Annotated in this window: 17 protein-coding genes, 2 tRNA genes and 1 rRNA gene; 6 read left to right on the top strand and 14 right to left on the bottom strand. The window is 37.9% G+C overall.

What is annotated here, in order from left to right:
• Positions 1–24: 24 nt before the first annotated feature.
• The 7 genes from ACH3PA_RS09745 to ACH3PA_RS09715 all read right to left on the bottom strand — a co-directional run bounded on the left by ACH3PA_RS09745 (position 25) and on the right by ACH3PA_RS09715 (position 10,378).
• Positions 25–98 (bottom strand) — tRNA-Ala (locus ACH3PA_RS09745).
• A 136-nt stretch (positions 99–234) separates the two neighbouring features.
• Positions 235–308, bottom strand: a tRNA-Ile gene (locus ACH3PA_RS09740).
• Positions 309–467: 159 nt separating this feature from the next.
• Positions 468–1,989: ribosomal RNA gene (locus ACH3PA_RS09735) — 16S ribosomal RNA — on the bottom strand.
• Positions 1,990–2,821: 832 nt separating this feature from the next.
• Entirely contained in the window at positions 2,822–4,777 is a 1,956-nt protein-coding gene (locus ACH3PA_RS09730) for a putative porin (RefSeq protein WP_416444715.1), read from the bottom strand.
• A gap of 148 nt (positions 4,778–4,925) precedes the next feature.
• A complete protein-coding gene (locus ACH3PA_RS09725) occupies positions 4,926–5,645 on the bottom strand; it encodes a hypothetical protein (protein WP_416444717.1) in 720 nt (239 codons plus the stop codon).
• A 20-nt stretch (positions 5,646–5,665) separates the two neighbouring features.
• Positions 5,666–7,138 (bottom strand): RagB/SusD family nutrient uptake outer membrane protein, encoded by a 1,473-nt coding sequence (locus ACH3PA_RS09720; protein WP_416444719.1) that lies wholly within the window; start codon positions 7,136–7,138, stop codon positions 5,666–5,668.
• An 18-nt stretch (positions 7,139–7,156) separates the two neighbouring features.
• A complete protein-coding gene (locus ACH3PA_RS09715; protein ID WP_416444721.1) occupies positions 7,157–10,378 on the bottom strand; it encodes a SusC/RagA family TonB-linked outer membrane protein in 3,222 nt (1,073 codons plus the stop codon).
• Between the two features lie 344 nt (positions 10,379–10,722).
• On the opposite strand from ACH3PA_RS09715, the gene ACH3PA_RS09710 reads away from it, so the two are divergent.
• The 3 genes from ACH3PA_RS09710 to ACH3PA_RS09700 all read left to right on the top strand — a co-directional run bounded on the left by ACH3PA_RS09710 (position 10,723) and on the right by ACH3PA_RS09700 (position 14,662).
• Complete coding sequence (locus tag ACH3PA_RS09710) at positions 10,723–11,325, top strand: ribonuclease HII (RefSeq protein ID WP_416444723.1); 603 nt, start codon at positions 10,723–10,725, stop codon at positions 11,323–11,325.
• A gap of 32 nt (positions 11,326–11,357) precedes the next feature.
• Positions 11,358–13,841 (top strand): DUF3352 domain-containing protein, encoded by a 2,484-nt coding sequence (locus tag ACH3PA_RS09705; protein WP_416444725.1) that lies wholly within the window; start codon positions 11,358–11,360, stop codon positions 13,839–13,841.
• Positions 13,842–13,969: 128 nt separating this feature from the next.
• Positions 13,970–14,662, top strand: a complete 693-nt coding sequence (locus ACH3PA_RS09700) for a hypothetical protein (RefSeq protein WP_416444727.1) — start codon at positions 13,970–13,972, stop codon at positions 14,660–14,662.
• 82 nt (positions 14,663–14,744) lie between these two features.
• Here the strand turns inward: ACH3PA_RS09700 and lipB are convergent, their stop codons facing one another.
• Both lipB and ACH3PA_RS09690 read right to left on the bottom strand, forming a co-directional pair.
• Positions 14,745–15,461: a lipoyl(octanoyl) transferase LipB gene (lipB, locus tag ACH3PA_RS09695; protein ID WP_416444729.1), complete on the bottom strand. Its 717-nt coding sequence runs from the start codon at positions 15,459–15,461 to the stop codon at positions 14,745–14,747.
• Between the two features lie 56 nt (positions 15,462–15,517).
• A complete protein-coding gene (locus ACH3PA_RS09690; protein WP_416444731.1) occupies positions 15,518–15,676 on the bottom strand; it encodes a YqaE/Pmp3 family membrane protein in 159 nt (52 codons plus the stop codon).
• Positions 15,677–15,796: 120 nt separating this feature from the next.
• Between ACH3PA_RS09690 and lysS the strand changes: the two genes are divergently transcribed.
• Positions 15,797–17,488 carry a lysine--tRNA ligase gene (gene lysS / locus ACH3PA_RS09685; protein WP_416444733.1) on the top strand — a complete coding sequence of 564 codons (1,692 nt, stop codon included), beginning with the start codon at positions 15,797–15,799 and terminating at the stop codon, positions 17,486–17,488.
• A 67-nt stretch (positions 17,489–17,555) separates the two neighbouring features.
• Here lysS and ACH3PA_RS09680 read toward each other — a convergent pair whose 3' ends face one another.
• Complete coding sequence (locus ACH3PA_RS09680) at positions 17,556–17,810, bottom strand: hypothetical protein (protein ID WP_416444735.1); 255 nt, start codon at positions 17,808–17,810, stop codon at positions 17,556–17,558.
• Positions 17,811–17,964: 154 nt separating this feature from the next.
• On the opposite strand from ACH3PA_RS09680, the gene ACH3PA_RS09675 reads away from it, so the two are divergent.
• On the top strand, positions 17,965–18,399 hold the full coding sequence (locus ACH3PA_RS09675; RefSeq protein WP_416444737.1) for a DUF4890 domain-containing protein: 435 nt from the start codon (positions 17,965–17,967) through the stop codon (positions 18,397–18,399).
• A gap of 76 nt (positions 18,400–18,475) precedes the next feature.
• Here ACH3PA_RS09675 and hemL read toward each other — a convergent pair whose 3' ends face one another.
• The 4 genes from hemL to ACH3PA_RS09655 are packed head-to-tail and all read right to left on the bottom strand — an operon-like array spanning position 18,476 to position 21,863.
• On the bottom strand, positions 18,476–19,762 hold the full coding sequence (hemL, locus tag ACH3PA_RS09670; protein WP_416444739.1) for a glutamate-1-semialdehyde 2,1-aminomutase: 1,287 nt from the start codon (positions 19,760–19,762) through the stop codon (positions 18,476–18,478).
• 7 nt (positions 19,763–19,769) lie between these two features.
• A complete protein-coding gene (locus ACH3PA_RS09665) occupies positions 19,770–20,606 on the bottom strand; it encodes a glucosaminidase domain-containing protein (protein ID WP_416444741.1) in 837 nt (278 codons plus the stop codon).
• A 1-nt stretch (position 20,607) separates the two neighbouring features.
• Positions 20,608–21,540, bottom strand: a complete 933-nt coding sequence (locus ACH3PA_RS09660) for a 1-aminocyclopropane-1-carboxylate deaminase/D-cysteine desulfhydrase (RefSeq protein WP_416444743.1) — start codon at positions 21,538–21,540, stop codon at positions 20,608–20,610.
• Positions 21,537–21,863 (bottom strand): hypothetical protein, encoded by a 327-nt coding sequence (locus ACH3PA_RS09655; RefSeq protein ID WP_416444744.1) that lies wholly within the window; start codon positions 21,861–21,863, stop codon positions 21,537–21,539. Before ACH3PA_RS09655 ends, ACH3PA_RS09660 begins: the two co-directional genes overlap by 4 nt.
• 352 nt (positions 21,864–22,215) lie before the next feature.
• On the opposite strand from ACH3PA_RS09655, the gene ACH3PA_RS09650 reads away from it, so the two are divergent.
• On the top strand, positions 22,216–24,030 hold the full coding sequence (locus tag ACH3PA_RS09650) for a PA14 domain-containing protein (RefSeq protein WP_416444745.1): 1,815 nt from the start codon (positions 22,216–22,218) through the stop codon (positions 24,028–24,030).

Raw genomic sequence — 24,030 nt, 5'->3', positions numbered from 1 at the left:
TATCTATATCTCGACAAGCGTATGTGGAGAATATCGGAGTCGAACCGATGACCTCCTGCGTGCAAGGCAGGCGCTCTAGCCAGCTGAGCTAATCCCCCATTATAAATTCAGAATTTAGAATTCAGAATTTAGAATTTAGAATTCTCAACTTCTAAAATTTCCTTCAAATTTTCAATCAATGAACTTTAAGTCTCTAGTTTTTACCTTTAACTTATCTGCACCTCAGGCACAAAGTAGTCTCAGGCAGACTCGAACTGCCGACCTCTACATTATCAGTGTAGCGCTCTAACCAGCTGAGCTATGAGACTGTCCTTTATCAGAGAGTATGACCTTCTTCATTATAAAGAAGGCCGTATCTCTAACAAAATATCTTGAATTAACAGCTATAAAGACCAAAATGTCCTTTTAAACCCTATGTCTTTCCTTAAAGTCGCGTCTTTATCTCAATTACTTGAGAAAAGCTCTAGAAAGGAGGTGTTCCAGCCGCACCTTCCGGTACGGCTACCTTGTTACGACTTAGCCCCAGTTACCGGTCTTACCCTAGGCCGCTCCTTACGGTGACGGACTTCAGGTACCCCCAGCTTCCATGGCTTGACGGGCGGTGTGTACAAGGCCCGGGAACGTATTCACCGCATCATGGCTGATATGCGATTACTAGCGATTCCAGCTTCACGGGGTCGAGTTGCAGACCCCGATCCGAACTGTGACCGGTTTTATAGATTCGCTCCTCCTTACGAAGTGGCTGCTCTCTGTACCGGCCATTGTAGCACGTGTGTGGCCCAGGACGTAAGGGCCGTGATGATTTGACGTCATCCCCACCTTCCTCACAGTTTGCACTGGCAGTCTTGTTAGAGTTCCCGACATGACTCGCTGGCAACTAACAACAGGGGTTGCGCTCGTTATAGGACTTAACCTGACACCTCACGGCACGAGCTGACGACAACCATGCAGCACCTTGTAATCTGTCCGAAGAAAAATCTGTTTCCAAATCTGTCAGACTACATTTAAGCCCTGGTAAGGTTCCTCGCGTATCATCGAATTAAACCACATGCTCCACCGCTTGTGCGGGCCCCCGTCAATTCCTTTGAGTTTCATTCTTGCGAACGTACTCCCCAGGTGGGTTACTTATCACTTTCGCTTGGCCACTGAGCCCTTAATTAGGCCCAACAGCTAGTAACCATCGTTTACGGCGTGGACTACCAGGGTATCTAATCCTGTTCGCTCCCCACGCTTTCGTCCATCAGTGTCAATCAATTATTAGTAGCCTGCCTTCGCAATCGGTATTCTATGTAATATCTATGCATTTCACCGCTACACTACATATTCTAGCTACTTCATAACAATTCAAGGCCAACAGTATCAATGGCAGTTCTACAGTTGAGCTGCAGACTTTCACCACTGACTGATTGGCCCACCTACGGACCCTTTAAACCCAATGATTCCGGATAACGCTTGCACCCTCCGTATTACCGCGGCTGCTGGCACGGAGTTAGCCGGTGCTTATTCATACGGTACCGTCATCGGACTACACGTAGTCCTTATTCTTCCCGTATAAAAGCAGTTTACAACCCATAGGGCCGTCTTCCTGCACGCGGCATGGCTGGATCAGGCTTCCGCCCATTGTCCAATATTCCTCACTGCTGCCTCCCGTAGGAGTCTGGTCCGTGTCTCAGTACCAGTGTGGGGGATCTCCCTCTCAGGACCCCTACCTATCGTAGCCTAGGTGTGCCGTTACCACACCTACTAGCTAATAGGACGCATGCTCATCTTGTACCGTAACCTTTAATAAATAAGTGATGCCACTCATCTATACTATGGGGGATTAATCCAAGTTTCCCTGGGCTATACCCCAGTACAAGGCAGATTGCATACGCGTTACGCACCCGTGCGCCACTCGTCAGCTTCCCGAAGGAACTGTTACCGTTCGACTTGCATGTGTTAGGCCTGCCGCTAGCGTTCATCCTGAGCCAGGATCAAACTCTTCATCGTTGTTTCTTATATACTATTCAACGACTTCAAGGAAAATTTAGGTGTAACAAATAAATCTGTTACGAGCTCAAAATGGTCATTCTAGTCTTTAATTTCTAGTATTATTTACTTCTAAATAATACGCGCTGTCAATTCAATAAATCAATGAACTTCAAGTTGTTTAACCAACTCTATTCTTGCTAGATGTAAGGGAGTTGAACCCCTATTTTAAAAACAAATCCTAAACTCGTTTTTCTTAACCTCTCATCTTGTTTTAGAACTTCACTTACTCTCTCTGTAAGCGGCTGCAAATATACAACTCTTTTTCTTTAACCACCAAAACTTTTTTTAAGTTTTTTTTAGTGAATATTTTTGAAGATTTGTAAGAACTAAAATCGGTTTTTTTAGTGGCCGATTTGGGAGTGCAAATATAAAAGCTTTTTTTATAACTGCAACTCTTTTTTTTATCTTTTTTTCTGCAATGTTTTAAAGAACGTTTCGACCCTGTTTTTCACTGAATCGGAGCGCAAATATATAACTGTTTTGCTTCTGCGCAAGGGTTAATTTTGATTTTTTGAAAAATAAATTATCAGGTGTTGAATTACAGTGTCTTACTGTCTGAAAAAAAATTGACATCCCTATTTCACCTCCCATTTTTGAGCAATCAGAAGGCTTAACCCGGCTTTTAACTATACTCTAGGTTATGTATTTTAATTATATGTTATTCTGGTTTATTTCGCCGCAAGGCTTAAAAATCGACCCTATCTTGGCCAAAACCTTCTTCTAGGGGCTGAAAATCGGAATATTCTAAATAGCTTTTTTTAAAACTATTTTTAATGTTGACATATTATATCTACAGAAAGAAATTCCACACTAGACCAAACCTTAAATTAAAATCACGGTAAGGATAGCCTGGAGCGCTAAAAAAGTCGTTGCCTGTGAATGTAGAATTCACATGTTCTGCTATAAAGAAAATACGGGTTTGTCTTACTTTCATATTAAAGAACAGATCTATTAAGGGAAAGCCGCCCAGTTTTTGACCGTTCTGCACATAAAATTCTGCCAGAACTGGATCGTAACCATTCATATTATATTGAGTAAAATACTTAAAGCTGATTCCTGTTTGTATAAATAATGCTTTTTGAAACCAGCGGTCTGTATAATATAAGGAGTTGCGTGTAATAAATTCTGGAACGTTAAACACATTTTGACCATTACTCACATTTTGATATGCAATTGTGTTATCAAGACCAAACTTGCCAAACTTAAAATCTTTACCGGTCTTTATAGATAGATAATCTATACGCTCATTAGATTGAAAGGATTTTATAAGTGCTGTTTCTGCATCTGGAGCAAAGTATGCATAGTCCTGTATAGAAGTTAGCGCAACTTCTGCATTAAACCATTTTGCAGATTCCATTTTAAAATTGAGTCTCGTGGTTTTTACATTAGCATATTCTGGCTCATGATACCAGTTATAATTACTATAGCTGCTTTGATAAAGAAGGTGATTATAGTTTGCTGCCCTTGAATTGGTACTGAAGCTACCTAGAAATTTTGCTTTCTCTTTTATACTATATGATGCTGTAGCGTGTAAATCATAGCCGTCAAGATCTCCTACTATATTAGCCTGGGCATTTGCATTGAGCAGAAAACCTCCTAAGCTCTTCTTATAACCTGCCCCAACAGCTACAATATCGCCCTGTATTTTATTAGGAATACGACCGTCGTCTTGTATGAGTACTGAGTTATAGCCATAATTATAATTAGTATGGTTTGCCTGAAAGATGAGTTCGCCTAAAATATTATTACTGTATTTAACAAAGAGCTTATTGTTTAATTCTTCAAAATCTACTCTGTCTTTTATATTCGTGGTTACGAAAGATTCACCATACAGAGTGGTAGGCTGCGTTTGTCTAAATTCGAAAAACTTGTCTTTATATGTAAGAACATGCCCTACCTGAATTCTATTTTTAACCAAACTATCCTTTTGAGATAATAAATCGTAAAAATGATCTATATAAAAACGCTGCCCGTCTAGAACACTTTCGGCATTCTCATAATTTACAGCAAGACGTGAGCGATCATCAAATTCTGGGTCTTCTGAAGTAAAACTCTCAATTGCAGATGCTGTTAAACCACCATTTTCCTGATTCAATAAATCCTGAGCAACATAATGTGCTTTTATTTGATAGCGATCATTCTTGGTTCTATAGTTAAACGTAAATCTGAAATTCCCCGTGCTTGTTAAAATATGCTGATACTTGCCAAGACTGCGCAAACCTTTATAGGCTATTGAGAAATTAAATCGTCTTGATGTATTCATCGTAAAAAAAGCATCCAGATTTTGGCCTTGCTCAAATACGGTCTTATAATACAAATCTGTTAATGGCGTGGGGACTTCATAATAGAAAATATCATCAACCTCCATATAATTAAAATGTCTTGCCCGTGCTCCAAATAACGGTTTGGTACCGTCTTCATCAAAATTATAGAGAAGCGTATTATAAGTCTGGCCTGTGTTTGCAAATGGAAGTAAATTGAAATTATCCTTTCGCAAATAGTTATACTTATACATCTTTTGAATAGTAAGCGAAGTATCTACAACAGTTGTATCATTCTCAACTGAAATTATCTTGTAATCTGTGACTGGCGGGCGAGCGTTTTTAACCTTTTTAGATTTATCCCCCGGCTCACTGTTATTTGTATTACGTATTTCCTGTACATTACTACGCCCTGTTTGTCCATTAGCAGTCTGTGAGATAAGTGCTATTAAAAAAAATAAAGTCCCAAAAAATCTAAGTTTCATTTAAAGTATTTAAAAAGCAAAAATAGGTTTTTTAATTACGTCTAGAATGGCAGAATATTGGCTCAGGTTGAAAGAATATGTGAAATAAAAAAAGCCCACCAATTTGGCGGGCTTTACTATATTAAAATCGTATAGGCTAACTCAAACTTTACAAGCTAAATGTTACTGATTGAGAACTACCATAGTTTCCTGTAATAACCCCTATAACCTCTCCTCCATAACTTAATGTGAAAGAACCATCAGCAGGATAAGAAAGACCATCTCCATAAGAATCCATAGCGGTAAAGGTATAATCTCCAGAAGGAAGGCATAGACCTCTATAAGCAGAAACCTGTCCATCTGTATAATTACCACCACTATAAATAACAGTTCCTTCAGCATCTGCTAATTCCCATGAAGTCTCGCTTCCGTAACCATCAAAAAGGATGTCAATATCTAAAGTAGGAGTAGGACAAACCTGATATACACTAATAGAAAGGTTCTCCCCAATAAAAACCCCTTCCTCAGGCACAAAACCCAATTCTAAAGTCTTACCATTAGACCCAATGTTCAAGTCGCTTATTTCAACTGTAAATACACCTTCATTAGACCCAGCAGGAACAGTAACCGCACTAGGAATAGTAAGTGCTGCAGGATCTGCAGTAGTTCCGGCTTCTACAACAGTAATTGCATAAGTTCTATCTGTACCACTAATATCACTAGTATAAACCTTAATATCGTTAGAACTTGAAGAATTTATATCTACGCCAAATTGATATCCTGTGCTTTCGAAAGTCACATAATTACTTAAAGAAGCACCATCATCATCATTACACCCTACAAAAGTTATAGACAGAACTAAACTGAATAGTATTAATATTTTTTTCATAATTTCTCTATTAATTATAATCAATTTTGGTCGTTAACAAATGGGTTATTCTGAATTTCAGATTCTGGAATCTCAAAAGTCAAACGCTCATCATCATATTGTATGGTTTGACCCACAAATGATAAATGATTATCTCCTCGAGTTGTAGATCTTTTGTTTCTCTTAAGAGCAAGGTAAGTTTTACCCTCACCCCAAAGCTCAATACGAGATTGCAAATAGATCTCATCAAGCAATGCCTGACCACTTAAAGCATCAACATATGATGAATCATCAACACGCTGATCAAGCAATGTTTTGAGAACCTGTTTAGCTCTTGCCTCATCACCTGTTTTAGCCGAAGCCTCAGCATGTAAGATATACATTTCTGCAACTCTCATATACACATAATCTGTAGTAACAACAGACTGCCCACCAATAACACGATTTGGATCGTAGAATTTGTTAAGAGGTAATAAATCGTAGTAGCTTCCTGAAGGAGCCTCAAATTGATCTTTTCTAACATCATCTGCAGGAATTTCAGCATATAAATCTGCATCGATAGCTTTGGCGTCACCAGCCCATGCATAACTATAGGTAAATGCATCAATCTGTCCCCACCAGGAAACAAGGCCTAAACCAAAATCTGATGTAAGATCTATACCCCACATCCAACCTGGAGTATTTATATCATTAAACCCAGCTAGCACTTCAGCTGAATTCATAATACGGAACTCTCCAGAATTGATAATCTCACCTGTTATTCTCTTCACATCCGCATCTCTTCCCATAGCCCCATAGACATATGCTAAAATACCTTTAGCTACATTTTGGTTAATTTCGTTCTTAGATGCTCTGTTAAAACCGTCCATAAGTGATATAGCAGATAATAAATCAGTTTCTATTAAATCATAAATCACAGAAGCCGCCACCTTTGGACCATTTTGATCTAGTAAATCATCGTAAAGGGGAAGTATTTCCTGAGATGGATTATAAGAATTCTGAAAATATTGAGTCAGGTAAAAATAAGAATGAGCACGTATAGCCTTCGCTTGTCCTAATAAATATTTATTCTCTGCCAATTCAGGTACAATTTCATTACCTCCTAGAGCATCAATAACAGTATTTGCAGAACGTATAATACGGTAGTAGTATCTCCAAACTTGATAATTATCTTGATTCGTGAAATCTGTTGTACCCTGAAATTCTGTAATACTCGCTCTATACCAACCATAAGTACTTACAGAAAGTGCCATATCACCAGATAGAAAATCGCTAAAAATATCATATCCTTTATGGCCAAAATCATCATGCCCCGTGGTTCCTCCCGTTTCAGTTTGAACCATCAAAGAATAAATCCCAGTAATAGTACCTGCTATAACGTCAGGATTTTTCTCAGCAGCATCTGCAATCTGATCTGTAGTAAGAAACTCCGAGGGCTTCTCATCTAAATAGTCTTCACTACAACCTACCATAATTAGAGCGGTAAGCGATAGCAATTTGATTATACTTTTCATATTATGCTTTTTTATTTTTTAAAATTTAACTCTTACGCCCATAGTGATCGTAGTCAATGGAGCATATAACCTACGGCCAGAAGCACCGCTTTCGCTGGTAGTAGGGTTAAAACCATCTCTGGCAGTCTTTACATAAAGGTTATCTCCAGATACATAAAGATTTACTAAATCTACACCTGATCTTTCAGAAAAAGACTTGGGCAGTGTATAACCTATTCTAGCGTTATTAAGAGCCAGGTAATCTGTTTTGGTTAAAAACCTTGTAGACGTTGCTGTGCTATTTTGATCAATACCATCTGCAAGACGAGGCACACCTGTGATGTCACCCGGATTCTGCCATCTAGCAGCAATATCAGTGTGATAGTTGTTACCAACAGCTCCAAAACGATCACTCATTAATTCTGCATACTGGTTGTCAAGCGCATAACCACCTAATCCATAAGTCCATTGCATAGAGAAGTCAAAATTCTTGTAGCCAGCTGTTAATCTAAAAGCACCTCTAAGATCAGGAATACCAGATTTACCAACGTACTTATTAGTAGCATCTGCATAGGTTTTAGTTACTTGCTTAGCAACGGTTGCATCAGGATTGGCATCTATGTAAGTAGCCATGTCTGCAATACCATCTTCTCCTTCATCTAATACCCCGTTACCATTTACATCGTTAAAGTACTGAAACCACATAGGCGCACCGTCTGAAGGATCTACCCCAGCCCATTCACGCATATAAAACTCATATATAGAGCTTCCTTGAGAATAACCATATGGAGATGCAGATGTATCTAATATTCTAGGCTCTCCAGTTGAAGGCTCAATAGGCATTGTAACGATCTCATTTTTTATCATAGATCCATTTACAGATAAGTCTAATCTAAAATCATCTGTGTTCACTAAATGACCTGTTAAGTCAAATTCTAAACCTTGGTTTCGTAATTCTCCATCATTCACGGTAATAATAGCAATACCCTGAGAAGGACCTACTCTTCTATCAAAAATAAGATTATCAGTAAGTTTATTATATACATCAATGTTACCATCTAAGAAATTACCTAAAGTAAATTCAACCCCTGCCTGGAACATCTTAGATGTTTCCCAAGTTAATTCAGGATTTCCATTGGTATTAGCCGAAACAGCAATACCATTTACATTACTTACATTAAAGGTATCATATCCAGAATAATAATCTACACCAGCCTGATCACCTAAAATACCATATGAGGTTTTAAGCTTAAGGAAATTCACAAAATCACTTTTCATGAAGTCTTCACCAGAAAGTACCCATGCAGCACCTACAGAGCCAAAAGTTCCCCATTTATCATTTACAAATCTTGAAGAACCATCTCTACGCACAGATCCAGTTAAATAATATTTATCAGCATAGTCGTAATTAATCTGACCAAAGAAAGATTCTATTGTAGCTCCTTCAGAGTAACCCGTTGCTGGACTCAAATTAACTACAAAGTTATCTAATTCAAGAAGTTTTGGACTTACAGCTAAACCTTTATACTGAGTAGTTTCCGTGCGCTTAACATCATTACTTTCATGCGCTACAAGGGCTTCAAGAGAATGTTCCCCAAATTGATTCTTATAACGGAATAATTGTAAGAAGTTCTTAGTTAAGTATTCTATATCATCTGTGAAAATATCACCTCCATTAGAACGACCTCCACCATAAAATGGGTTTCTAAAATCCTTCTCACGCTCCATAAAATATTGTGCTCCAAAGCGAGATTCAAATGTTAAATGATCTGTAATATCAACATCAAAAGAAAAACTCCCGTTAAGTTCATGACGCTTAAACTGATCTGAATCATATAACGCCGAAGCAATAGGGTTCAGGTTGTTTGCGTTTGGACGGGCTCTATACCCAGAATCTGTTCCGTAATCATATTGATTACCACCAAAAATTGGATCTGGAACAAGATTATAATTATTATCTCTTAAGAAAACAGGAAATATAGGAGCCATCTTATCTGCAAATTCAAATAAGTTTTCAGAACCTACAGTTTGCCCATTGGCTATGGTCTCAGAATAGGCATAACCTATATTTGCACCTATGGTCAACCAATCCTTAACATCAGAAGTTAAGCTTAAACGAGTAGTATAACGATCATATCCCGTTTTTATGGCATAACCATCGTCATTTAAATACCCTACAGATACATAGTAGTTAGATTTTTCATTTCCACCACCCATTCTAAGGTTAGCCTCTTTACGGTAACCAGAATCAAAAGCTAAATCCTCATATCTTTGCGGCGTATATCTTCTTGTTACTCCCTGTCTTACCATATGTGTAGCGGGGTCGATCAGCTCACCCCCGTCAGCTACATTCCACATGTTGTAGCCAGGATCTACATAATTATTAGTGAATAAATTAGAGTTAGCATAACCTACAGGGTCTGCCTCTCCGTTTATAACACCTCTATTGTAAATACCTTCCCATACGTATCCTACATATTCTTCTGGGGATTTTATAACATCATAACGAGGGATTAATTGCGAATTGATACCTGTTTTAACCTCTACATCTATATAATCTTCACCAGATTTACCTTTTTTAGTAGTTATCAAAACAACACCGTTAGCACCTCTAGAACCATAAATTGCAGTTGCAGTAGCATCTTTTAATATAGTTGTAGTAGCTATATCTGCGGGGTTGATAGAGTTTAAGCCTCCCGTAAAAGGCACGCCATCTACGACATATAGGGGATCACGGTTACCATTCACAGAACCATAACCTCTAATACGCACAGTAGAAGTAGTACCTGGCTGTCCTGAAGTATTAATTACAGTTACACCGGCAACCTCACCCGCTAGGGCCTGTGTTACGTTAGAATATGATTTAGCCTCAAGCTGCTCAGCTTTTACAGTTGTTGCAGTACCAGCAAAAGATTGTCTTGTAGCAGTACCATACCCTACCACCACAACCTCGTCCAGAGTTTCCGAACCTGCTTCTAACTGTAAATCAATAGTGTCTGAAGCTCCTACTGTAATAGTTTGAGATGCAAAACCTATATAAGTAAATACAAGTCTCTCTCCTGCGGAAGCTGCTATTTGATAAACACCATCAAAATCAGTTTGAGCACCTGTATTTGTACCTTCTACCACGATATTCACACCTGGAAGAGGCATACCACTATCATCGGTAACAGTACCAGTGATTGTTTTTTGTTGAGCCATAGCAAGCTGTGTTAAGAACAGCAATCCCATGGCAAAACACATTGTAATTTTTGATTTCATGTAATTTAATTTATTTGAATTAGCCAACGGCAAACATCATAAACTTTTCCTACATACGCAAAAAAAAGATGTGCGGTTGTAAACTTTAACACAGTATATCTCTAAAAAATACAAGTCATTTACCCAAATGATTAACAAAGCTGCATCGTTTTCGCAATTTCATTCCATATCTTTCAAAATGTTAAATTTGTTTGTAGGAAATCTAAATGATCGTTAAACAAAACACCTTAAACATCTTGTTATCAATTATATATTTAAAAGCTTTATCAAATAACTAAACCTACCTAAAAAACTCCTTCTTAAAATTTAAATATGACTAAGCGGTTTAATAATTTTGTCGCAATATGTCTTTACAATTAAAATCTCAAAATTTACTTATTGAATGCGGAACTGACGAAGCTGGCAGAGGTTGTCTCGCAGGTCCGGTGACAGCTGCAGCAGCTATTTTGCCAGATGACTTTGAGAATAAACTGATTACAGATTCTAAACTGCTTTCTCATAAATCTCGCGAATTACTGAGACCTATAATAGAAGATGCCGCTATCGCCTTTGGCATAGCTCATGTCTATCCTGAAGAAATCGACAAAATAAATATCCTTAACGCTTCTATTAAAGCAATGCATCTGGCAATAGATAAGCTGAAAAAGAGGCCTGAACATATACTAGTAGATGGCAATAGATTTAAGATCTATATGGGTTGTAGTCACGCATGTATTATAAAAGGAGACAGCAAGTTCTTATCAATCGCATCTGCCTCTATTCTGGCCAAAACAGAAAGAGACAGGTATATGCAATTACTTAATGAAGAATATCCAATGTATAATTGGAAACAAAACAAAGGATATCCTACACAAGAACACAGAGAAGCAATTAAAGAATATGGCATAACTCCTTATCACCGCAAAAGCTTTAGATTGCTTCCTGAACAATTAGTTCTTAATCTTTAACCTCATTTATTAAGCGAGACCTTTTTTAAACTATGAAATATTACTTAGCACTTATTGTATTGCTTTTTCTATTGATCGGGTGTGATCAAAACCCAGTAAACCAATCATCTCTCATACCTTTTATACCACGTAATTCTTCAGTTATATTAAAGGTAAATAAATGGACAGATTTTCAAAATGCTTTAAATAATAACGCCTTACTTTCGAAGTTCGTTAAAAGTGAGCTTTATAATGTTATACAGGAGAAGAGTTCAAATTTCAATCTTATTAATCCAAAATCTGAAGTTTTGATCTCTTTCGTTTCTTTAGGAAAAAATGAATATGACATTTCGCTGGTAACAGAAAACAGTAGTTCACTTTTTAAACAAGATAGTGTTCTACAGAGTTCGATAAAACAGGTTGAATATAATGACAACACTATTTCGTCATATACTAAAGGAGAAAACACTTTATATTTTACTACAATAGAATCAACTTTCCTGGCAAGTACTTCAAGGCTCCTTATAGAGAATAAAATACGCGAAGAAAAAAGCGAAACAGTTTTTGATGCCGATTTTCAGAAATTATATAAAACAGGTATTAATTCGGCTACGGTAAATATGTATGTGCGCGGCAGCGATGCCCAACAATTATCCAGAAATATTCTGGGCTCTGCCAGTCCTAAGCTTATAGGTGCAGCATTTAAATGGGCCGCTTTAGATTTTGACATTGCAACTTCGTCAATAGAAATAAATGGAGTTATAACGTATGACGAAACTTTAAAAAACAGACTTGCGCTACTTAAAGACACAAAGCGCACCACGTCGCAAATTGCAAATGTAGTTCCCGCAGAAGCCACCGCCGCTACTTCATTCAGTTATAAAAACCTCGGTTCTTACATCAAAAATCTGGCAAAATTACGCCAAATTCAACCCAAGGATTTTGCTCTATATTTAAACGATCTCTATAGTAATTCTGACGAAATTGGTATTATTTCACTAAAAGCTGGAAACGCTCTGGCCATTCATACTACAGATATAGAACTCGCTAAAGAATCGTTACTTGCTGCCAGCAATGAAGCAGAAACATATCGCGACATTATTATAAACACCTTTAACGATTCTCTTGCCATACAGAAAGACTTCAAAGAATTGCTTGCCCCGCCTTCACTTCCCTTTTATAGCGCAATAAATGATTTTCTAATTTTTGCAGAAGATCAGGACATTCTAAAAACGGTTATTGCCAATATTCAGAATAAAACCACTTTAGACGAAAGAGAGAATTTTAGAACAATTATCGAGAAAGTGAGTAACGAGCAGTCCTTATTATTTTTTGCTAATAGCGAAAAATTAAAAGAAAAAATGACTGTAAAAGGCTCTACAGATTTAAAGAATGATCTTAAAGAAATTGATCTCTCCCTTTATCCCTTTGTCGTTGCCCAGCTTATAGAAGAGGACGATTTTTTACACTTTAATGCGCTTATCGAGCAAAATTCTGTAAAACCAGATGCCGGTGCCGTCTCCCAGATTGCGAGCGTAAAACTAGCCGCAGACCTTGCAATATCGCCCCAGCTGGTCAACAATCACCGCACAAAAGGTATGGATGTTGCCGTGCAGGATGTAAACCATGTGCTCTATCTTATAGATAATAACGGTAAAATATTATGGCAAAAACAGCTTGCCAGCAAAATACTTGGTAAAATAAGTCAGGTAGATTTGTACAAGAATGGCAGGTTGCAACTTGCTTTTACCACGAGCGACACCTTTTATATTTTAGACAGAAACGGCAATGAAGTAGCGCCTTTCCCTCTAAAATTTAATGACGATATAACGCAACCACTTTCGGTTTTTGATTATGATAATAACAGAAATTACAGATTTGTAGTAACGCAGGGCAAGAACCTGCTAATGTATGACAGCAGAGCTGCGATCGTTAACGGTTTTAAATTTACTTCCGCTAAAAGCGAAATCATACTACCGCCCAAACATATTCGTATAGGCACAAAAGATTACATCACCATTCAACAACAGAACGGAACCTTAAACATTCTCGATCGTACTGGTGATGAGAGAGTTCCTGTCGAGTTAAAATTCAACTTTAGCCAGTATCCTGTTGCAGAAGCTAATACCGGTTTTGAACTTGTAGATAAAGATGGTGTTCAGTTTCATATAGATCAAAAGGGAAAAGTCACTAAAAAAGACAAAAATCTTACCGATGGTTTTGCAGTAGCTCAATTAAACAATACACAGGCAATTATTGATAACAACCGGCTCATTGTAAATAATAAGGAGAACGAACTCGATTTTGGTCTTTACTCTGGTTTAAGCATTCAGGAAGCAGGTAAATCAAAATATATTACACTGCTTGATGAAACGGCAAAACGCGTTTTTGTTTTTGACATAAAAGGAGGTCTGTTGCCCAATTTCCCGGTTTATGGTGATTCTGCACCAGATTTAGGTCACCTGAAGCGAAATGCCAACCTGGGATTTGTAGTAAAAGGCGAGAGCGACTCTGTCCTTATATATAGGATCAATTAAAAATCGGCCCTTTTAGGGTAAAAAAGGGTCAAAATACCCCATAAATCAGGGGATAAATCGCGATTTCATTTTAGTACTTTTAGATAGAACAACAATTTTTGAAGCGTTTAATCTATTAGAATTCAATAATGAAAGCAACCATTTTATTTCTATTTACTTTTATCGCAACGCAGTTTTTATACGCGCAAGACTCTTGCTCCCGGTCCCGGTATTATCCATTTACTGAGGGCGCAAAATTCCAGATAACTACTTATGACAAAAAAGACAAAGCCGCTGCAATAGCAGATTATCTCGTTGAGTCTATAGAATCTTCAGCTCAAGGCGAAAAAGCCACCATTGCAACAACCGTTAAAGATGACAAGGGAAAAGATCTTGTCGCAACCACTTTTGATGTGTTGTGTATAAATGGCGCTATATCTATAGATTTTAAATCATTGATGCCGCCGGGGATGCTAGATCAATATAAAAATCTGGATTATAAAATATCTGGAACAAATATGGAGATTCCCGCTAACCTGGAAGTGGGTAAAACTTTGCCAGATGCAAACATGACTATGGATATAAGTATGGCGCCCATGAAAATGCAGCTTCAAGTAAATATTACAAACCGACAAGTAGAAGGTAAAGAACAGGTTACAACCGCGGCGGGGACTTTTGATTGTTTTGTGATCACATATACAACCGAATTGAATATGGGCATGTCACGACAAAGCAGCTCAAAACAATGGATAGCAGAAGGTGTGGGTATGGTAAAGCAAGAAGATTATGACAATAAAGGCAGAGTAGCAAGCAGTAGTGTCCTAACCGCCTTTAGTAAATAACTCTCAGATTTCAGACTTTGGATGTTTTTCTGCGAAATAGATTTTTAATAATCGCTCCTGAGTCTGCACCTGTAAATAGTTGCTAAACAACCACTTTTTCAACAGATAGTTCTGCTTCAAAAAGTTGAGCAAAGTGCTGAAGAATCTTCTCTTTCACCTCTTCAATATCTACTTTTTCTTTTCCTAATTCTACATTAAGAGAGGTTACCGCTTTACCTCGTATTCCGCAGGGAATGATATTATCAAAATAACCCAGATCTGCATTAACGTTAAAAGCAAAACCATGCATAGTTACCCATCGTGAGGCACGCACTCCCATCGCGCAGATCTTTCGTGCAAACGGTGTCCCCACATCAAGCCAAACTCCTGTTTCGCCGGGAGAGCGCTCAGATTTTATACCATAATCTGCGAGTGTGAGTATTATAGTTTCTTCAAGCAAGCGCAGGTATTTGTGAATATCTGTAAAGAAATTCTCAAGATCAAGAATAGGATACCCTACGATCTGGCCAGGACCATGATACGTAATATCGCCGCCCCTGTTTATTTTATAAAAAGTAGCGCCTTTAGCAGCCAGTTGTTCTTCATTAACAAGCAGGTTACTTATATCACCACTTTTGCCCAGTGTATACACATGAGGGTGCTCAACAAATAAGAAGTGATTGGGAGTTATAAGATTAGTCTCCTCTCTCCTGTTGCGTATCTTGACATCAAGAGTTTCTTTAAAAAGCGACTCCTGAAAATCCCAGGTTTCCTTATAATCCTTACTCCCCAGATCTATAATACTTACTTTCTTATTCATACCCACAAAGATAATACATTCCTAAAACCTGATTTGTCGTTACCGGCTGTAGAAAATTATCTTTTTGGGTTATTTAATATAATGAGCGCAGCAATTACTCCTGGCACCCAGCCACATATCCACAACACAAAAACTATAATCATAGAGCCACAACCTTTACCTATCACAGATAATGGAGGGAAGAAAACTGCCAGGATCACACGCCAGATACTCATAATACTCGTAGTTTTTTTAGTCTAACTATACATATAAGACCACATTCATAACCTTTCGTTACATATATTGATTTCTAGTTTGTGAGTACTTATCTTTGCGGGCTAAATAGTAAAAGCTGTATGCAACTTTCAGAACAAGAAATCGTAAGACGAGAAAAACTAAGCGCTTTACGTAAAATGGGGATTGATCCCTATCCTGCAGAGACATTTAATATCACACACACGTCAAAAGATATTAAAGAAAAGTACAACGATGGTGAGCACGTGAAGATAGCGGGCCGTCTTATGACGCGTCGTATTCAGGGTAAGGCTTCATTTGCAGAACTTCAGGATGCAGAAGGCCGCATACAGGTTTATTTTAACCGCGATGAGATCTGTACCGGTGATGACAAAACCCTGTACAACAATGTTTATAAAAAACTGCTTGACATAGGTGATATTGTAGGTCTTGAAGGCGAAATGTTCACCACTCAGGTAGGCGAGAAAACCATAATGGTTAAATCGTTTAGCATACTAAGCAAGTCTTTAAAACCTTTACCACAACCTCGCACAGATACCGAAGGTAAAACGCACGACGCATTTACAGATCCCGAGTTGCGTTATCGCCGTCGTTATGTAGATCTTATCGTAAACAGAAATGTGCGTGATACTTTTATAAAACGTACCAAGATCACAAATACGATTCGCGAGTTTTTTAACGAGCGTGGTTATCTTGAGGTTGAGACTCCTATTCTTCAGCCTATACCGGGAGGTGCAGCTGCACGACCCTTTATGACACACCACAACGCGCTAGATATTCCGCTGTATTTACGTATTGCTAATGAACTTTATCTTAAACGACTAATTGTAGGTGGTTTTGACGGAGTTTATGAATTCTCTAAAGATTTTCGTAATGAAGGGATGGATCGCACTCATAATCCTGAGTTCACGGTTATGGAACTTTATGTAGCCTATAAAGACTACAACTGGATGATGGATACTACTGAAAAACTTCTTGAGAAAGTTGCTGTAAACGCTACCGGAAACAGCAAAATAAAAGTAGGCAAGAACGAGATCGAGTTTAAAGCGCCATACCCACGTGTACCTATTTTGCAGGCTATTCAAGAACACACTGGTTATGATGTTACCGGCAAATCTGAAAGTGAACTGGCAACCATAGCCAGAGATCTGGGCATTGAGGTAGACGACACCATGGGTGTAGGTAAACTTATTGATGAGATCTTTGGTGAGAAATGTGAGCATCATTACATACAGCCTACTTTCATCACAGATTACCCAAAAGAAATGAGCCCATTAACAAAGCAACATCGCGACAATCCTGATCTTACAGAGCGTTTTGAGCTTATGGTAAACGGGAAAGAAATCGCCAATTGCTATTCTGAGTTAAACGACCCTATTGAGCAACGCGCCCGTTTTGAAGACCAACTCGCTTTAAGCGAAAAAGGTGATGACGAAGCAATGTTTATTGATCAGGACTTTCTTAGAGCATTAGAATATGGTATGCCGCCTACAGCAGGTATTGGTATTGGTATCGACAGACTGGTGATGCTTATGACAAACAACTCATCTATACAAGAAGTTCTATTCTTCCCACAAATGAAACCAGAGAAGAAACCTCTTGATCTAAATGAAGCAGAAAAAGAAGTTCTGGCTGTAGTAAAAGAGCACAAAAAATTAGAATTAAGTGAACTTAAAGCCAAACTAAACCTGAGCAATAAAGCGATGGATAAGAGTTTTAAATCTCTTACCAAACTGGGTGTTATAGAAATTAAAAAAGAAGATGGCACTATGATCTGCGAATTGCAGGAATAGGCTTTCGCCAAAAATTATATTTTATTTAAAAGGCCATTCTTAATTAGAGTGGTCTTTTTTATTCATTCTAATGATCAAACGCCGCTCCTATAAAAGCAAGACCGCCAAAGAAGAATAAAATTACCATTACAAATAAAAACCCCAAAAAAGCAACAAGCAGTCTTCCTTTAGCCCATTCCTGTTTTTGACTATTTTCTGAACTACTAAATGCCCAGACGAGCAACAGTACAAAGCCTATTATAGGCAGAGAGGCTAAGAAAATATTTAAAGCCCACTCTTTAAAATCCATGGGGCGCTCTCTATAAATATTTACCATTTCCATAATGTCTATTTTAGTGAGTTGATTTTACTTTTAAAAGAAGTTTCAAAAGCGGCTTTTAAGACCTAAAAATCGGTCAGAATGTTAAAAAATCGGCCTTAAAATAAACCTTCTTGATAATTAGTAGTCAAAAACTAAAAATGTAACAATATATAATATGAAAAATGTATTAGCCGCAGTTTTCTTTATGGCAACTATAATTATGACAGGCCAGGAGAAAAGACCAGAACGAGGAAGAATGTTTGCAAATGTTACTCCGCAGGAAATGGCGCAATTACAAACAAAACGCCTTACGTTAGCTTTGGTATTAAATGACCAGCAACAAAAGCAGTTATATGATCTTAATCTTACCGCAGCAGAGAAAATGAAAGCTAAAATGGTAGAGAGACAAGCAGCAAAAAGCAGTGAAAAAGCAGACAAAACCGCTCATATAGATCATAAAATCGACATGCTTGATACTCAAATCGCTTATCAGCAAAAGATGAAAAGCATTTTAAATGAAAAACAATTTGAACAGTGGCGCAAAATGAAAGGCGCAAAACACAAAAAGAAAATGCACAAGATGCGTGAAAGACGCAATCACAAGAATTAATTGGTTAGTGTTTATTGAAAAAGGCTGTGTTTGATTGGCACAGCCTTTTTTTATTCCTTAAAATAGACACTTCAAGTTATAGGGTAGCAGCTACTTTTGCTATCACCTCAATGGTTTCATCAAGATCTTCATAAGTTAAAGCATCTGTAATAAACCAGGTTTCATAGGCGCTGGGCGCGATGTATATTCCGTTCTCCAGCAAACCATGGAAGAACTTTTTAAAAGTTTCATTATCTCCTTTAGCCGAAGATTTAAAATCTGTAACGGCGTCTGCACTAAAATGTACAGAGATCATAGAACCTACACGGTTAATTGTGTGTGAGATATTATGTTCTGCTAAAACCTTAGTCATCCCCTTCTGTAGATATTCTGTTTTTTCTGCCAGACGCGAGAAAATTTCAGGTTCGTTGCTCAGCGCTTTAAGCATCGCAAGACCGGCTGCCATCGCTAATGGATTTCCGCTAAGTGTTCCTGCCTGATAAACCGGACCTAAAGGTGCCAGATATTCCATTATTTCATTTCGCGCAGCAAAAGCACCTACAGGCAAACCACCACCTATCACTTTACCAAAGGTTACAATATCTGCATTCACGCCCATTAATTCCTGAACGCCACCGGCAGCAAGTCTAAAACCCGTCATAACCTCATCAAAGATCAATAAGCTGGCATGCTCGTCACAAAGAGCTCTCAAGTCTTGTAAAAATCCTTCGACCGGAGGAATACAACCCATATTACCCGCAACAGGTTCTATGATTATAGCAGCAATCTCACCGGGATTGGCCTTAAAAATTTCGGCAACCTGTTCCAGGTTATTGTATTCTGCAAGCAATGTATCTTTTGCAGTTCCAGAAGTAACCCCCGGACTATTAGGCGAACCAAAAGTAACCGCGCCACTCCCCGCCTGTATTAAAAATGAATCTGAATGACCGTGATAACAACCAGCAAATTTGATGATCTTATCCCTTCCGGTATAACCGCGAGCTAACCGCACAGCGCTCATACAAGCTTCAGTACCACTATTTACAAAACGTATTTTATCAATATTTGGCACCATAGCAACCGCAAGTTCTGCGATCTGTGTTTCAATTTCTGTAGGCATACCAAAAGAAGTTCCCTTTTGCGCCTTTTCTATTACAGCATCTACAACCGGCTTGTATGCATGTCCCAAAACCATGGGACCCCATGAGTTTATATAATCTATTAATCTATTGCCGTCTTCATCATATAAATAAGCGCCTTTTGCTTCTTTTACAAAAATAGGATCACCTCCTACTGCTTTAAATGCACGAACTGGTGAGTTTACTCCGCCAGGAATTACTTGTTGAGCTTGCGCGAAAAGTGCGCTACTTCTCTTATAAATCATACTTATTTTATCCTTTATTTATGGGTTTTACATACAATACCTGCCCTTCATAGATGGTATTATCTGTGAGCCCATTATATTTTTTCAAAGTCTCTACTGTTAAATTGTGCTTTCTGGCGATAGCATAAAGCGTCTCTCCTTTTTGTACAGTATACTTACTTATTTCTTCTTCTGCCGAAGTATTGTTGTTACTTCTCGCTGATCTGCCTGATGTACCCAACACTTCTTCATCAAAAGAATATAGTTTGTAGTTTTCTATGATGGCTATCAATTTTTCAGGATACTTTCTATCTGTTGCGTAACCCGCAGCTCTCAAACCTTTTGCCCAACCTTCATAGTCATCTTTTCGCAATTTAAAAAGATCATTGTAGCGTTGTCTGCCAGTAAGAAATAAGGAGTGATCTCTAAATGAAAATTTGGGATCTTTATATTTTCTAAAACATTCTCCTTTCTCGTCGTCGTCGTGATACACCACAGCGCCTTTCCAGTCATGGCACTTAATACCAAAGTGATTATTAGCCTTGCGTGTGAGTTCGCCACGACCGGCACCAGATTCTAAAACCGCTTGAGCGAGTGTAATACTTGCCGGTATGCCGTACTGCCGCATCTCTTCTTTAGCGATCTCTGCATATGCATTTATGTAACCTGCTACATTATCTACGGGAGCTGTTTCTACCGCTACTTTAGTTTCTGGTTGAGTCTCTGCAGGGGTTTCTGTAGGTTCTGCTTTTATAACGATCTCTGTAGATCTTACTTTAGCTTTTTTACGAGCGGCTTTTTTAGAACCGCCACAACTTGTTATAAATAGTGCTACAACTGCAACCAGTACTATCTTTTTCAGCATATTAAATTTTTATGATTTGAGCTCCTTTTTTATGCAAACGAGAATTAACTCCAGATATTCCCTGAAGTCCTCCCGTATGAACGGCTAAAATACGAGTATTTGAAGAGAATTTTCCCCTCTTTATCATATCAACTATCCCGTAAACCATCTTCCCTGTATAAATAGGATCTAAAGGAATATTATATTTTGATTTGAACTCATTAATAAATGAAACCAATTCATCTGTGACTTTGCCATAACCGCCAAAGTGATAATCCTGTATCAAACTCCAATTTGTGTTCTGGGTGTATTTTTTGACCTCATCGCTTAAAAAATCACCTTTTAATGCCGGAAAACCGACTATTTCCTGGCTATTTTTAGACGCTTCTATAATTCCGGAAATTGTGCCACCGGTTCCTACCGCGCAACAGATGTAATCAAAAGAAGCGTCGTTTTTACTTAAGATTTCTTTACACCCTTTTACTGCAAGATGATTTGTTCCACCTTCTGGCACTTCATAAAAATCACCAAATTGAGCAATCATTTCTTCTTTAAAATCTGCCGTTTCCTTTCTTCTGTAATCTTCCCGATTTATAAATTCTAATTGCATACCGCACTTTTTCGCAAAGCGCAATGTTGCATTTGTCTCTAAAGTCTGTGAGATATTTTTTGCTAATTCGTCACCTCTTATAATACCAATAGTTTTAAAACCTTCAAGTTGACCTGCTTTGGCAGTAGCTGCAATGTGGTTTGAAAAGGCGCCACCGTATGTGAGTAGTGTTTTGAAACCTTGGGCTTTCGCTACAGCGAAATTATATTTCAATTTTCTGAATTTATTTCCGGATACTTCGGGATGCAATAGATCTTCTCTTTTCATAAAAAGTTCTACTCCGCTTTTGTTGTCTTTATAGACAAAGGCGTTTTCACTTTGAAAATCTCCCTGAAAAATGCTCATAAATACCTGAAAAATGACCAGTTTTTCCTGATTTTTAAATAAGAAAGCGAGGTTTCTTTCGCGTAAGCTTCTCTCTCAAAAGAGACATTTAGATAAGCTAGATACGCATTTCTGTATTGAGCAAGTCTAATTAAAAACTCTGCAGCATACCAAATAAAAAAAGGAATCACAAGCAACTCTAATTGTTGCCTTAAATGAATACGCTCATGGTTCATAAACACAACATCGCTCTTAAGAGATTTACTCCTGAGAACCACTAATGGCCAAACTGCAAAACCAGCGTAACCTTTTGCGATTAAAGCTCTGTTAATAATGACCAACATGCATTTTAAAAATTGATGTTGCAAAGGTAAAGGATTTTGAAGAAGGCAGGATATGGAAGCATGACAAGCAGTCAATTTGCAATTTATCTATCAACGATAATTACAAAATGGGTAATAGTGATATGAAAATCGCAAAATACATGCAAAAAGCAATTATTGAAAATTAAATACGCGGTTGAAATTTAAATTTCAAAAAATACCCTATTATGCAAAATTATAACTTCGATAAAGAGTTTATATAATCGACATAATACACAGATTTACAAAACTTTAAGAGGAAAAAGCACGTATATAATTAGGTTAGACGCTCATAAAAAAATTAAATTCGTCCACCCTAATTTCCGTATACCGCATGAATAGAATAAATTACCCCCAAAATCGTATTGTTTTATTTACATTGTTTTTAATTATCACAACTGCTTGTTATGCACAAGTGGGGATAGGAAACATATCACCACATGAATCCTCTTTATTAGACATTCATAACTCCGCTGGAGATAAAGGAGTCTTGATACCTCGTGTTAATATACCTAATTTAAGCTCCCAGAATCCAATAGTTGGCACAGCAGCAGAGAGTCTTTTAGTATATAATACTAATACTACTACAGGTAAAGGCTTCTATTATTGGTCCGGTTCAAGCTGGATAAAGGTAAGTAGTGGTTCAGCAGATAATCTTTACACTGCAGACGGTACTTTAGCAGGAAACAGGACAATAAGCGCATCAAATAACTTTTTGCAGTTAGCCAGCAACCAAGGTAGAAACGCTTTTATACTTAAGCGTACTAATAACAATACAGAACAGGGAATAGCTTTCCAAAATTCTGACAATGCTTACGATGCCAATATCTATATGCAACCTGGCACTAATCAAGGTTTAGTTTTTGCTACGGGAGGTACTTCATCTACAATTACAAATCTTTCTTCCACACTCACGTTAAAAAATGATAACGGTCTTGTGCTAAATGGATACGGCACCGGTAGTAAGAGTGGTGCTCCATCTCATATTCTAGGGATAGATACTAACGGTAATGTATTAGAAATAGACCAGGGAGTAGCCTCTTCTCAAGCTAACAAAGACTGGTTTAAGGCCAGTACTACTTCGCCACCTACAGACATTGGCGATAATATTTACACAAACGGCAATGTTGGTATTAATATTCTAGACCCACAGGCTACTTTTCATGTTTACGAAGCAATGGGTACAGTAGCTGGTCCTAACACTGGGACAATATTATTAGAACATGGTAATACTGACGGTACTGGTGAATCTTCAATAGTCTTTAAAAGCGCAATTAACTCAGGAAGTGATTATGGCTATATTAAATATCAGGATGATGGCAGTGGTAACGGTTCTACAACTGAAAACAGTCTGCTTGAAATAGGTACGTCTAATGATGGGCCAGATACTCCTTGGCAGGATGATATCAATATAAATGCTTCTGGTTCATTAGGTATAAATACAAGTGCTCCAAGCCCCAGCGCTTCGCTGCATCTGGCAAGAAATAATCAAGGTATTCTTATTAACAGAGTAGCCCTTCAGAGCAGAACAGATACAAATACAATTGTAGGTGAAGAACCAGACGGACTCTTAGTATACAATACTGCTCCCGCAGGAACCGCCCCTAATAATGTTGTAGAAGGGTTCTATTATTGGGATAATGCTCAATGGAATAGTTTCAATAATACAGGAAACAGCCCGGCAGCAGGCGTACAATATTATTCGTATGATATAAGTAATCAAAATGCTCCTGATATAAGAATTTTAGAAACAAATACTATAGTAACTAAATCTGGTGGTTATGCCGGCAATCTTAATAATGATGCTATTGCAGCTATGAATCCAGCAGTAAGCGATTCTGATGGTTTTGCAATTAAAATAGTAGGTACATATACTGTAAAAACTGCTGGTAATTTCACTTTTAAGATGGGAACTGACGACGGTGGTCGTATCTATATAGATGACTCTCTCGTATTTAACGACTGGAGTGATAGTGGACTTGAAAACCCTTTACCTTCTTCTGCAGCCATACCGCTTGCAAAAGGTAAGCATCAATTTGTTTTTTGGTTTTACGAGAACGCTGGGGGACAAGAATTAAGATTAGAATGGGCAGCGAATCCCGATGGCCTTAGCGGAACTATGAAAGCTACAGACTTTACAATTGAATAG

Source organism: Leeuwenhoekiella sp. A2 (assembly GCF_047946655.1).
In the GTDB taxonomy this organism is placed as follows: Bacteria; Bacteroidota; Bacteroidia; order Flavobacteriales; family Flavobacteriaceae; genus Leeuwenhoekiella.
The sequence above is the reverse complement of the archived record's forward strand: the minus strand, read 5'-3'. Positions and strand labels throughout refer to the sequence as shown.

Bases quoted from the DNA above. Each gene is read 5' to 3' on its own strand.
- ACH3PA_RS09730 (WP_416444715.1), bottom strand. From the start codon at position 4,777: ATGAAACTTAGATTTTTTGGGACTTTATTTTTTTTAATAGCACTTATC.
- ACH3PA_RS09725 (WP_416444717.1), bottom strand. From the start codon at position 5,645: ATGAAAAAAATATTAATACTATTCAGTTTAGTTCTGTCTATAACTTTT.
- ACH3PA_RS09720 (WP_416444719.1), bottom strand. From the start codon at position 7,138: ATGAAAAGTATAATCAAATTGCTATCGCTTACCGCTCTAATTATGGTA.
- ACH3PA_RS09715 (WP_416444721.1), bottom strand. From the start codon at position 10,378: ATGAAATCAAAAATTACAATGTGTTTTGCCATGGGATTGCTGTTCTTA.
- ACH3PA_RS09710 (WP_416444723.1), top strand. From the start codon at position 10,723: ATGTCTTTACAATTAAAATCTCAAAATTTACTTATTGAATGCGGAACT.
- ACH3PA_RS09705 (WP_416444725.1), top strand. From the start codon at position 11,358: ATGAAATATTACTTAGCACTTATTGTATTGCTTTTTCTATTGATCGGG.
- ACH3PA_RS09700 (WP_416444727.1), top strand. From the start codon at position 13,970: ATGAAAGCAACCATTTTATTTCTATTTACTTTTATCGCAACGCAGTTT.
- lipB (WP_416444729.1), bottom strand. From the start codon at position 15,461: ATGAATAAGAAAGTAAGTATTATAGATCTGGGGAGTAAGGATTATAAG.
- ACH3PA_RS09690 (WP_416444731.1), bottom strand. From the start codon at position 15,676: ATGAGTATCTGGCGTGTGATCCTGGCAGTTTTCTTCCCTCCATTATCT.
- lysS (WP_416444733.1), top strand. From the start codon at position 15,797: ATGCAACTTTCAGAACAAGAAATCGTAAGACGAGAAAAACTAAGCGCT.
- ACH3PA_RS09680 (WP_416444735.1), bottom strand. From the start codon at position 17,810: ATGGAAATGGTAAATATTTATAGAGAGCGCCCCATGGATTTTAAAGAG.
- ACH3PA_RS09675 (WP_416444737.1), top strand. From the start codon at position 17,965: ATGAAAAATGTATTAGCCGCAGTTTTCTTTATGGCAACTATAATTATG.
- hemL (WP_416444739.1), bottom strand. From the start codon at position 19,762: ATGATTTATAAGAGAAGTAGCGCACTTTTCGCGCAAGCTCAACAAGTA.
- ACH3PA_RS09665 (WP_416444741.1), bottom strand. From the start codon at position 20,606: ATGCTGAAAAAGATAGTACTGGTTGCAGTTGTAGCACTATTTATAACA.
- ACH3PA_RS09660 (WP_416444743.1), bottom strand. From the start codon at position 21,540: ATGAGCATTTTTCAGGGAGATTTTCAAAGTGAAAACGCCTTTGTCTAT.
- ACH3PA_RS09655 (WP_416444744.1), bottom strand. From the start codon at position 21,863: ATGTTGGTCATTATTAACAGAGCTTTAATCGCAAAAGGTTACGCTGGT.
- ACH3PA_RS09650 (WP_416444745.1), top strand. From the start codon at position 22,216: ATGAATAGAATAAATTACCCCCAAAATCGTATTGTTTTATTTACATTG.